Here is an 11,508-nt window from a genome sequence, read left to right as displayed (position 1 = left end):
ATTGCATGATCGCAACACACAAATTAGCGGGCACTATAAGCACCGGCTAATTGCATGATCGCAACACACAAATTAGTGGGCACTATAAGCACCGGTTAATTGCATGATCGCAACACACAAATTAGTGGGCACTATAAGCACCGGTTAATTGCATGATCGCTGCACACAAATTAGCAGCCCCAGGTCCCCTTGGCTGGCTGGTCACACCCCCACAATATAAACACCGTCTAACCCTTCAAAACGAACCTTACCCGTATCGGTAAACGCTTTGGCTATCGCTTGCAGGGTTCCCACTTGGGCACTGACTGGCACGGAATCCAAAGCCTCCAAGCGCTTTATGGTTGAAAGCCCGACGTTTGCCCGCTCGGCCAACTGCTGGACACTCCAACACATCACCCCTCTTGCCATGCGGCATTGCGCACCTGACAACATATCACCCCCAAAAAGAACAAATATAGATCATTAAAGAACAAATAAATATTGATTTTGTCCAATTATGAGCTATATTAGTTCATGCAAGATCAATAAAAAAGCCCAAGAGTGCTGTAACACCCTCGGGCTTCATCATTAACCGATTAAATGGGGATCAGCTAATGAGTGACAGCACTTTACCACAGGCCGGTTTAGCCGCGCACCAAGCCGTTTTTACTATCCACACTGATGTCATTACCGATTGGCGCCGGAAGGTGCGGGACGTGCAATTGATAGCCCGTGAATTCAGCAGCCAGGTTGAAGCACTCGCCACACTTGAGCGTGTGCGCAAAACCAACCCGAAAGCATTTATTAAAACCCGTGTTATTCATTAATTATTGGAGCCACTAAAAATGAGCAAAGCCACCACCAAAAACTACATCGATACACCAGAAGGTTTTATGAGCATTCCAAAGGATCAGCTATTCCCAATCGATGCAATCAACTGCGCAAAAAGCAGAGCTAATGCAGCCCTAACCATGCTCATAGTGGCACTTAATACCAAGGATGCATCTGAATCAATTCACCCCCACACAATCGCAGAGTTTCTTTGGTCGCTACAAGGGCATATTGATCAAATGGAGATAATGATTAACCACGCTTACAAATCAGTGCACCCACTTATTCACACTAAAAATTAATTTAAACAGGTGATCAATATGAGCAAAGGCACACTTTCAGGCCAAACAGGAAATAAGGTTTCACATCAAGTTATAGCGAATGGCACACCAGAAACTTATTTGCTGTCTTGCGACAAAGGCAAGCTCGATAAAGATGCAGTTTTTTGCGCAATTGATCGGGCTAGCGCCACCCTTAAGCTACTCGATTTACAGTTTAATGGTGATGATTGCGAGAGGCTAAGTGATGAAACAATCCAAAACGCCCTTTGGGGAGTTGAGGGCTATTTGGATCAGATAAAAATACTTCTGGAACATCAGTAAAACCAAAAAGCCGGTGCAAATAACTCCGGCTTTTTTATTGCTCACTACAGTCAGAACCCCGCCACATTTTGTAAATCACTTTCGTTATCTTCACTCTCTACCATCAATGCAGACAACGTGATTTTGTAGCACCAAACCCGCTTATTGCCCATGCGTGGCAACTTCTCTTTTCTGTCCATACGCTCCTTACCATTGCCTTCAATTGTAGGCTGTAAGGCTCCCATAGTGCGCAGCATTTTGGCGATGCGATTGTGGTCAAAGCCTTTGCAAATATCGTGTTTAAATGCGTCCTTAAACACATAAAAAACTACCTCAGACGAATCCCCCTCTAAATAATCCTTGGTGCGTAATTCGCGCCTAAACCCCCAGCATTCAGACGTAACGGGCACATGGGAATCAATTACCGCGTGTTTGCTTTCCTCGGGATCATCCCAACGTTTAAAGCGTGATTCACCGTATTTGGTGAATTGCTGGCGCACATGCCCCATCATTTGCTTCTCTTCAAAACTGCCAACACCCCCACGGGCGCGAAGCCAGGTATTAAAACAGCTTGCCGCTGCGCTTATGGCCTGCCCTTGTTGCCATCCGGTAATTCCCCAGTGAGTGGCCAGCTCACCAGCCCAACCCACTAATGCAAATTTAGTTGCAGCACGATCTACCTGCCCATCGGCATTACCGCTTAAGTGTTCCTTTTTAAACTTTCCCAAGCGTGACTGCGTGACCGCAATAAATCGCCCACGCTTGTCGCCTTCCAGTTCTTGCACCAGTGAATTTAAGAATGCGGGAAAGGCTGTGCCGTGGTATTGCACCATAGTGCCCTTGAGCAGCTCTGTAAGCGCAGCGCCGCCCGCTAACCCATGTGGATTATTAAACACCCCCATGCTCTTAATGTCGGCCTCTGATTCGTGCAAGGTTGCGCGTATCTCTAGGAATCGTTGTTCTTGCCCGGCGGTTTGAGTTTTACCTGCTTCCCCTATGTATTGCTCTAATGTTTTTTCACCATTGGATAAAAACGTAAAGCGCCAGCGGTGCATATCATCACGCGCACCGCCGCGATCATTTGCACGGGTTTTGCCGCTGCCATTGCCCAGCATATAAACCACATCACCCAACTTGCGCGGGTCAAACTGATTAATCTCATCCAGCGCTAACAACATTTCAGAATGCGAAGCGGCGAGGCTTTCCATTCCGTTATCGGTGGAGCGCCACGCCTTTTTGTAATCGTCTGGTTTACCAAATACCGAACACGCGATATTTAACAGCGTGGACTTGCCCCAAGAGCTATCTCCGTAAAAGTGAAAGCCCATTGTTTCCACCCCCAACAAATCGACAAGGGGCGCAGAAAAAGCAGCACTGACTGCAAACAATGCCAGTGGATTATCTACGCAATAACGGCTTACATTCTCTTGCCATTCAGCCAAGGTGCCGCGCTCGGATAATTTGCAAAGGGTTGCACCTTCGGTATAAAACAAAAGCTGTTCATCGGTAGTACCTATGATGCGATCCGGCAACACAAACGCACTTTTGTGCCAGCCGGTTTTGTGCACCAACCCTATACGTTCTTGGGTTTTATGGCCTTGCAAATATTCCAACACTTTACGCTTGCTCTCGCGGTGCGCGTCATATTCCAGCCCCATGCTTAATAAACGCTTGGTGACTTCGGTACCGCCATCACTGCCAAATAATTCACGCGGGAAATTGATGCGTTTTTCTTTTCCATCAAGGTTTTTAAATTGCACCAATATTCCCCAGTTATCGCCCACGTCATTTGCATCACGGCAATAGGCCACCACATCCAAGCGCGAACAAATCCGTCGGTGCTTTTCTGCTTTGGCGTCATACGCCCACACACCGAAATCATCGAGTTTAAAACCGTAAGGGATAGTGCTTGGTTTATCGCTGGTGGCTGTTTCAGCATTGGGGGTGATGGTTGGTGCTGGCGTTAGTGCTTCGCCCTCTAACGGCAATAGAAGCGCCCCGCGTAAATCCAAGGCGGTAAAGTGCTGTGGATTCCAACCCAGTGCGACCGCATCAAAGGCATCGGCTTTTTCCGGCCATGTTGTGGCGGCCGCGATCAATTGCCCAGATTCACCAGGTACAAAGCGGGCGAACACCCCCAAGTCAAATACCCTGAATGATTTAACCCCTATGGCATTCAGCACAGGGCGCAGCGCATCAACAGTTTTATCACCGGCCAAATCATTATCCGGCCACAACCACACATCACGGCCAGCCAAGGGCGCAAAGTCGGTTTTACCTATCGCTTTACTGCCACCGCTCCACGTTACGCACGGATAAGAATTAAAAAGCCCACGCGCCGCATCACACGCCTTTTCACCCTCGACCAATACCACGGGTGCAGATACCGGCGCAGCCGCCAAATAATCCAGCCCATAGAGTGGGCGACTATCCGGTAATTGTCGCCAGTGCCAGCCGGTGCGCTCTTTGCCTTTACTGGTGCCGGTGCCATAAACAACAGGGCGATATTCTTTGGCGCGTTCACCTCCACTGGTGATGCGATCAAAGCGACACACACGCATCAATAAATCACCGGACGCGCTTTTATAATCCCAATAGTGCGACGCCTTGCCGAACTGGGGAAAATGGAATGGGCAGCTTTTAGCGGCCTCTGGGGGTGGCGGCAACATCGGTTTAAAGGCTGGCTCTTTGGGTGCCTTTGGGGGTGTCGGTGTAGCGGTGCTTACCCGCTCAAATTCGCCCAAGGGTTCATCGCTCACCCCCAAATAATTCGACAATGTTTTGAACGCATCACCTTGGCTTAGGCGCAGCACATAGGCCACATAGCTCACCAAGTCGCCACCCTTATCGTCGGTGGCAAAATCGCACCATACGCCGGTATCTACATTGATCGAGAAGGAACCGGCCTTGCTATCGTTTCTGTTTGGATTGCGCGCTACCCATTCGCGCCCGTTTAATTTTCCGTCTGGTGCATAGCGGCTCACGATAGATTCGGCTTGCGCCAAAGCCAATGAATTTATTTTCTTAAAATCCAGTTTTTTACCCATTCTAAAAAACTCATTTGTTTAAATTAAAAAGCGTATTCCCCACACCCGATAAGGGCGGCATTCAGCGCGCAACTAAGCCGGTATTAGCGATCTGTACTCGCCTCATCAATGATGGTCAGATCGATAAACGCACCTACATTTAAGTGATACCAATGTTTAGGTTTTTGTTTTGGATGATCGTTTAAAACCTTGCATGCGTGATATGCGGCTTCGATTTGACCGGGCTGAATTATTCTTAAATGCCAATTAAAACGGTCATATACACACGACCAGTTGCCATTCCCCCAAACTAAATAACGAACAAAGTAGTTTTGAAAATCCATTCTTTTTTCAATGGCACAACACTCCGAATATTGCTTACGGTTCAATCTCTTATCGTGCTGTTTAAGATCATGAATAAAATCCTCCTTTTTTTCGTGGATATTCGGCTTCGTAATATCAAGTTCAGTGAATGGTAAGAGCGGCAAGCTATGCGACATGGCCAGCACCCCAGGAATCACGATAAATCAGCCCGCAGCCACGCCCCACATACCCATAAGCCGCGATAATTGTGTCGGGCGATAATTGCGAAAAATTGTGTGCTGCATGGCTTATAACAAGTACTAAAGAGCCGTCCGGCCACTCCAATAAATGCGCGCCGCAATCATAGGCGGTGGCGTTATTTATGAAGCTGGCGAGACGTTTAAACATGGGGTTGCGCGCGTTAGCACCGCGCGACAAAAGATCATCCAGAGTGATGCAGGCGCAACGCTCAATGATTTGGGTTGGGGTGTAGTGAGACAGGGTGCGAGAGGTCATATTAGGCGGCCTCTGGTGGCGTGGTAGTGTCACCAAGGGAGGCTAATTGTTCGCAGAAGGCGTGAACATCTGAACGCTTCCAGACAGTAACACCAGGTGAAAGCTTGATAGGTTGCGGGACGGGAATTCCTTGGACAATTTTTTGCTGTGCCCAAAGCCAAAAGGTACTCTTAGATACCCCCAAAAGAGCCGCACACTGTTGGGCGCGGTAAAAGCCTACGATGGGGAGTGTTACAAGGCTGGCCTGATCGGTGGGTTGATTGTGCATAATGATCTCCAATGCGTTTAAGGTGCATTGAAGATAAAAGAACCGTATTCCCGATTACGGTGTAATGAAGAAAGTAAATCTACATTTTTTTTCGTGCAGCTCCAAAGTGAGTCCTAAACGTTTTGATCACCATTTCTTTTCCAATCACTTTCCCATCCCCGTCCACAATGTACAATTTGTCTTTGTCGTCCGTATCACGTTTGATGTACATACTGCCAAAATCCGGTATATCTGTTTGCTCATCTTTCTTCCTAGATATCTGATTCCACAACGAGTCAGCTGTATATACTTTCCCACTAGAAAGTTTTTCCTGTATCCACTGCTTAAGATGGTGGATTTTATCTGTTTCGCCACTTCGGTTCACAGCTCTTGATTCTGACTTATCAAAAGCGCCGCAATAACCTACCGCCCAAGCCATCACTTTATTAAATGCGGCTTTGTATTGTTCGGCACAATAAATATCACCAATTGCATTGCTGTTATATCGCTCAAAATCATTTAAAAAATCATGGGCTCCACACTTATATAAACAAAGCGCTTCTACCGCACTATCACGCAATAACTCGCGCTGCCGGTACAATTCATCAAAAGTTTTTCTATTTTTTTTAGCTTCATGTGTAGTGTGCGAAGACCAATAGGTTAAATGCTGCAATTGCCATTCGAGATTTGCGAGCCGTGTAGCTCTATCCATTATTTCCTGTGAGTCGTTCGTTTTGGCAATTACAGCCGATGCAATCGCTCCCGCTATGCCAGTGTGCCCAGACATATGAGGTAAAACCCCAGTACTTTTAGCGAATAATTTATGCGCCCATTTTTCGACGTTGGGGTATTGGGGCAATTCTGCCCAAGCATCACCTGGAACTGCTTCCAGTGTTGGAGAGTGCAGCAGCTCTAAGCCATTCGACCAAAAAAAATTATCGCGCACCTCTTTGAGGTGATCGGCAATTAGCTTTTGCTTTTCGATGATTTCCATCACTGCATCATGGCTACATTTATTATCCATAGCGCTCACTGTTTTTGAGCCAGTCATAGGCGGGTTTGCGCAACGGGCATTTTTCGTGCGAATGATTATCATTATTGGGGTTTCGCCCGTTGCCGCAAAGCCGACAATTGTTCCCCACATTCCCCACTCTCTAAAAAGTAAGTGGGGAACGATAAACACTCATAAAGCTATATCTAACTCTTTGATTTTATTACGTGAGAGAGTAACCGTTCCCCAGTGTCCCCACGTTCCCCGCTGCAAAATCGTCGTAGCCGAAACGTTTTAACAATCTAGCCCGCCTTTTTGCGAAAGGTAGCAGCGATCACATTGTCATTGGTGCCTTGCGCCCTGAGTGCATCCAAGTGATCAGCCCACCATTGCATCATTTCAATACGATCATTTTTATATTGTGCGTGGTGTGTGTAAGCAGCTCTTACACCGTTGCGCTCTTGGTGTGACATTTGACGCTCAATGGCGTCCGGGTTAAATCCCTGCTCATTTAGTATGGAGCAAGCCGTGGTGCGAATTCCGTGCGGTACGCATTTGCTTTTGCCTTTGTGGGTTCCGTCATAGCCCAGTTTGAATATGGCGCGGCGCATGGTGTTTTCGCTCATAAAATTAGTGCGCCGCCACTCGGACGGAAAAACAAGCGGACAAGTGCCGGTCACTACCCGGATTTTTTCCAGTACGTCAATCGTCTGTTTTGCTAGCGGTACTATGTGATCGGTTTTCATCTTCATGCGGTGTGCCGGTATGCGCCACATCTTTTCTACCAGGTCGAACTCATCCCAACGGGCTTCGCGCAAATCGCTGGACCGCACAAAAGTGAGTAGCAAAAATTCTATTGCCAGTTGGGTGAGTGGCCGCGCCCGTGTGCGATCGCCATAGGTTGATAGTTCGCGCAAAAACAAAGGCAGTTCTTCGGGTGGTAGCGCGTCCCTGTGTTTAGTCTGGCGCGTCATGGATGACAGTTCGCGGGCGGGGTTAACATCGATATGGCCAAGCTCCACCGCATAGCTAAACACGCGGCGAATATCTTGCAGGACTCGCTTTGCTACATCTAAAGCGTCACGGTTTTCTATCTTGCGAATAATTGCCTTGATGTGGGGCGGTTTAAGATCGGTGATGGGGGTGTTGCCAATTGCGGGAAATACATCGGCTTCTAGTCGGCCTAACACACGCTCAGCGTGCCCGGCCTTCCATTTGCCTTTAGTGTGTTGCCACCAATCCCGAGCGATCACGGCAAAGGTATTGGCTGCGCCTTCGACGGCCTTGGTGCGCTCCAATTGTTTGGCTTGTGATGGGTCGATATTGTTAGCCAGCTTTTCCTTGGCCTCCTTCAATTTATCACGGGCTTTTTTGAGGCTTACAGTGGGGTAGATTCCAATCGATAACGTTTTGCGCTTGCTGGTGAAGCGGTAGTCGTACTGAAAGAGTTTGGAGCCGTTTGTTTTCACCAATACATAGAGGCCTCCACCATCTACCAACTTGTAGTTGGTCTCTTTGGGTGGTGCTTGTTTTATCTCAGTATCGGTGAGTTTGTTGGTTGCCTTTGCCATCGCTTGCCCGCCCTCAATACCGTTTCGATACCGTCAACAATACCGTCAACTTTTTACGATGGCAATGGATGGGATAGGACGCTATAGGATAGGCAGGCATAAAAAAACCCGCGTTTTAGCGGGTTTTTAGATTGATTCGGATTGCTCTGAATCTTTATGTGGTGCCCAGGAAAGGACTTGAACCTTCACGGCCGTAAAGCCACCAACACCTGAAGCTGGCGTGTCTACCAATTTCACCACCTGGGCATGCTCAGCAAGCTGAGGCCGCGCACTATAAATACCGGCTTTGGGGCTGTCAACAGGGTTTTCGGTTTTATTTGTAGGTTTGTCATGGTTGCTGCCCTATAATCCTTCTATAACCTGCCAGGAACGTTCGAAAACGCCAATATTGACTACAGGATGCTCAATTGACTAAACGTAAAACCCCGCCCCGCGATGCTTTCGCCGCGCGCGAAGCCGAAAAATACGAAAACCCCATTCCCAGCCGCGAGTATATCCTCGACCTTCTCGATAGCGCCGATCAGCCAGTTACGCATGAACAAATGTGCGTGATGCTCAAGCTCACGGGCGAAGACCAGATTGAAGCCCTGCGCCGCCGTTTGATTGCAATGGCGCGCGACGGCCAGTTGATCAGCAACCGCCGCGATGCCTATGTGCGCCTCGATAAGATCGATGTGGTGCGCGGCCGTGTGCAGGGGCATCGCGATGGTTACGGGTTTGTGATTCGCGCCGATGGTGGCGAAGACATCTACTTACACAACCGCCAGATGCGCAAAGTGTTTGATGGCGATGAAGTGATCGTCCGGCTTTCGGGTGAGCAATATCGCGGTAAAGAGGAGGGCGCGATTGTTGATGTGCTCGTCCGCAATACCACGCAATTGGCCGGGCGCTTTTTCAATGAAGAGGGCGTGCAGTTTGTGCGCCCGGAAAACCCCCGTATTACCCATGACATCATGATTCCGTTTGGCGCCTATGGCGGCGCCAAGCACGGGCAAATTGTGGTGGCGGAAATTACCCAGCAGCCGGATAAAAACCGCCTGCCCACTGGCCGCGTTATCCAAGTGCTGGGCGACCACATGGCGCCGGGCATGGAAATCGAATTGGCGATCCAGGCGCACGGTATTCCGAGCGAATGGCCGGGTGAGGCGCTTGCGGAAGCGGCGCGCTTATCCCATGAAGTGCTTGAGAAAGACAAGCTGCATCGCGTTGATGTGCGCCATTTACCTTTCGTCACTATTGATGGCGAAGATGCGCGCGATTTTGATGATGCGGTCTTGTGTGAGCGTCGCAAAGGCGGCTGGCGTTTGTATGTGGCGATTGCTGATGTGTCGCATTACGTGCCGGTAGAAAGCGCGTTGGATATAGAAGCGCGTGCGCGTGGCAACTCGGTGTATTTCCCCGATTATGTTGTGCCCATGTTGCCCGAAGCCATTTCTAACGGTTTGTGTTCATTGAACCCCCATGTTGATCGCTTGTGCATGGTGTGTGAAATGACAATCAGCGATTCAGGTCGCATCACCGGTTACCAGTTTTATGAAGGCGTGATGCATTCCCATGCGCGCCTTACCTACACCAAAGTGGGTGAGATCCTCACCGGTGAGGGCGATACACGCGTTGCTTTGCGTGAGGAATATAAAGCGGTTGTTCCGCAACTCGAACTCTTGCATAAACTTTATCAATGCCTGCGTATTGCGCGCGATGAACGCGGTGCAATTGATTTTGATACAGTTGAAACACGCATCCAATTTAATGAAGAGCGCAAAATCGAACGTATTGTTCCGATCAAACGTAACGACGCGCATAAATTAATTGAAGAGTGCATGCTGTGCGCGAATGTGTGTGCCGCGCAATTTATTGAAAAACATAATTTGATTGGTTTGTTCCGCGTGCATGAAGGCCCGACGGAAACCAAGCTCGCCAATTTGCGCGCGTACTTATCCGAATTAGGTTTGGGCTTGGCCGGTGGCGATAAGCCTACACCGGGCGATTACCAACAATTGCTGCAAATGATTCAGGATCGCAGCGATGGCCATTTAATCCAGACAGTGATGTTGCGCAGTTTGCGCCAGGCGATGTATCAGGTGGAAAACCACGGCCACTTCGGTTTGGGTTATGAGGCTTATACCCACTTCACTTCGCCGATTCGTCGCTATCCGGATTTGTTGGTACATCGCGCAATTCGCTCGGTAGTGCGCGGCACTGAACCGACTACGCATGTGCGCCGTGTTGACACAGCCAAAGCAATTCCCAAGAAATTTATTTACCCCTATACCGCGAGCGATATGGTGGTATTTGGTGAGCAGTGTTCACGCACCGAACGCCGCGCCGATGAAGCAACGCGCGATGTGGTCAGTTGGCTGAAATGTGAATACCTGCGCGACCAAGTGGGCGCTGTTTATGCGGGTCACGTGAGTGCGGTTACCAGTTTTGGTTTGTTTGTTGAATTAAATGATTTGTATGTGGAAGGTTTGATTCACATCACTTCGTTGCCGCACGATTATTATCGGTTTGAACCGGCGCAACACCGCTTAATGGGTGAACGCACGCGCAAAGTGTTTGGGCTTGGCGATGAGTTGGTAGTGCGTGTTGTGCGTGTGGATCTGGATAACCGCAAAATTGATTTTGAACTCGAATCAGCGGATGCAGTTCGTCGTCCTAAATCGGCCGTTAAACCCAAGGTTGCCAAACGCGGTGCATCTCAATCACCCGATAAGAAAAAGACAGAAGGTAAAAAAGCTGGCGGCGGAAAACATTTTGCAGCTCCCGTTGTAACCACGTCTGGTGGTGTAACTGGAGACAGTAAAAAATCGTCATCAGGTATTGTTGTTAAAAAAGCCTCGAGTGAAAAACCGGCAACTAAACAATCTTCCTCCAAACAATCTTCCGCAAAAACGACAGCTGCTAAACCCGCTGCAAAAGTAAAAACGGACAAAACTACAAAGCCAGCAGTTAAAACTAATGCCGGTGGCAAAAAGACCAGCGCAGCGCAACCGGCAGCAAAAGCACCGGTAGTAAAAGCGCCAGTCGTAAAAACCGTTGTTGCTAAAAAGATTGTGGTGAAAAAAGTGGCAGAGGCTGGTGTGGCCCCCACCGCTGCGTCGGCTAAAAAAGAAGCCGCGCCAGCAAAAAAAGTGACAGCGACTAAAACACCTGCTGCGAAAAAAGTATCAGCACAGAAACCTGCAAGTGCAAAATCCAAAGGTGAGGTTGATCATGGCCGTAAAAATGCGAAAGCTGCAAGCAAGGCAGCGCCAGCAACAGTTCAATCGCCTGCGCCAAAGGCAACAAAAGGCAAGGCTGTCACTGGGTCTGCGAAGACAACTGCTAAAAAACCGGTGGTTAAGACTAAGGCAAAGGATTGATCGCTGGTTACAAAGTGAAAACTTTGTACTCGACGAAAGACTGAACCGTGAAATTTATGTTGTGAAAGATCGCATCTTGCGCGAGCGTGAAACGCGGCTCT

General features: G+C 48.8%; 10 protein-coding genes and 1 tRNA gene. 4 read left to right on the top strand and 7 right to left on the bottom strand.

Annotation, left to right across the window (positions count from 1 at the left end; translation table 11 throughout):
- Positions 1-201 precede the first annotated feature (201 nt).
- Positions 202-408: a helix-turn-helix domain-containing protein gene (locus J2X05_RS20310; protein WP_310076138.1), complete on the bottom strand. Its 207-nt coding sequence runs from the start codon at positions 406-408 to the stop codon at positions 202-204.
- A 185-nt stretch (positions 409-593) separates the two neighbouring features.
- Here J2X05_RS20310 and J2X05_RS20305 point away from each other — a divergent pair, with 185 nt between their 5' ends.
- From J2X05_RS20305 to J2X05_RS20295, 3 genes are read left to right on the top strand one after another with little or no spacing between them, the layout of a single operon-like run.
- A complete protein-coding gene (locus tag J2X05_RS20305; RefSeq protein WP_310076135.1) occupies positions 594-806 on the top strand; it encodes a hypothetical protein in 213 nt (70 codons plus the stop codon).
- A gap of 18 nt (positions 807-824) precedes the next feature.
- Positions 825-1,112 (top strand): hypothetical protein, encoded by a 288-nt coding sequence (locus J2X05_RS20300; protein WP_310076133.1) that lies wholly within the window; start codon positions 825-827, stop codon positions 1,110-1,112.
- 18 nt (positions 1,113-1,130) lie between these two features.
- Positions 1,131-1,412, top strand: a complete 282-nt coding sequence (locus J2X05_RS20295; protein WP_310076131.1) for a hypothetical protein — start codon at positions 1,131-1,133, stop codon at positions 1,410-1,412.
- A gap of 50 nt (positions 1,413-1,462) precedes the next feature.
- On the opposite strand, the gene J2X05_RS20290 is transcribed toward J2X05_RS20295, so the two are convergent.
- The 6 genes from J2X05_RS20290 to J2X05_RS20265 form a co-directional block, all read right to left on the bottom strand.
- Positions 1,463-4,438, bottom strand: a complete 2,976-nt coding sequence (locus J2X05_RS20290; RefSeq protein ID WP_310076129.1) for a DUF927 domain-containing protein — start codon at positions 4,436-4,438, stop codon at positions 1,463-1,465.
- An 83-nt stretch (positions 4,439-4,521) separates the two neighbouring features.
- Positions 4,522-4,917 (bottom strand): hypothetical protein, encoded by a 396-nt coding sequence (locus J2X05_RS20285; protein ID WP_310076128.1) that lies wholly within the window; start codon positions 4,915-4,917, stop codon positions 4,522-4,524.
- Positions 4,907-5,236 (bottom strand): hypothetical protein, encoded by a 330-nt coding sequence (locus J2X05_RS20280; RefSeq protein WP_310076126.1) that lies wholly within the window; start codon positions 5,234-5,236, stop codon positions 4,907-4,909. Before J2X05_RS20280 ends, J2X05_RS20285 begins: the two co-directional genes overlap by 11 nt.
- A 347-nt stretch (positions 5,237-5,583) precedes the next feature.
- The gene (locus tag J2X05_RS20275; protein ID WP_310076124.1) at positions 5,584-6,666 is read right to left on the bottom strand and encodes a hypothetical protein; all 1,083 of its coding nucleotides are present in this window, start codon (positions 6,664-6,666) and stop codon (positions 5,584-5,586) included.
- Between the two features lie 110 nt (positions 6,667-6,776).
- A complete protein-coding gene (locus J2X05_RS20270; RefSeq protein ID WP_310076122.1) occupies positions 6,777-8,045 on the bottom strand; it encodes a tyrosine-type recombinase/integrase in 1,269 nt (422 codons plus the stop codon).
- Positions 8,046-8,204: 159 nt separating this feature from the next.
- A tRNA-Leu gene (locus J2X05_RS20265) sits at positions 8,205-8,291 on the bottom strand.
- Between the two features lie 161 nt (positions 8,292-8,452).
- Between J2X05_RS20265 and rnr the strand changes: the two genes are divergently transcribed.
- Positions 8,453-11,407, top strand: a complete 2,955-nt coding sequence (gene rnr / locus J2X05_RS20260) for a ribonuclease R (RefSeq protein ID WP_310076120.1) — start codon at positions 8,453-8,455, stop codon at positions 11,405-11,407.
- Positions 11,408-11,508 lie beyond the last annotated feature (101 nt).

It is taken from the genome of Cellvibrio fibrivorans (genome assembly GCF_031457055.1).
In the GTDB taxonomy this organism is placed as follows: domain Bacteria; phylum Pseudomonadota; class Gammaproteobacteria; order Pseudomonadales; family Cellvibrionaceae; genus Cellvibrio; species Cellvibrio fibrivorans.
The sequence above is the reverse complement of the archived record's forward strand: the minus strand, read 5'-3'. Positions and strand labels throughout refer to the sequence as shown.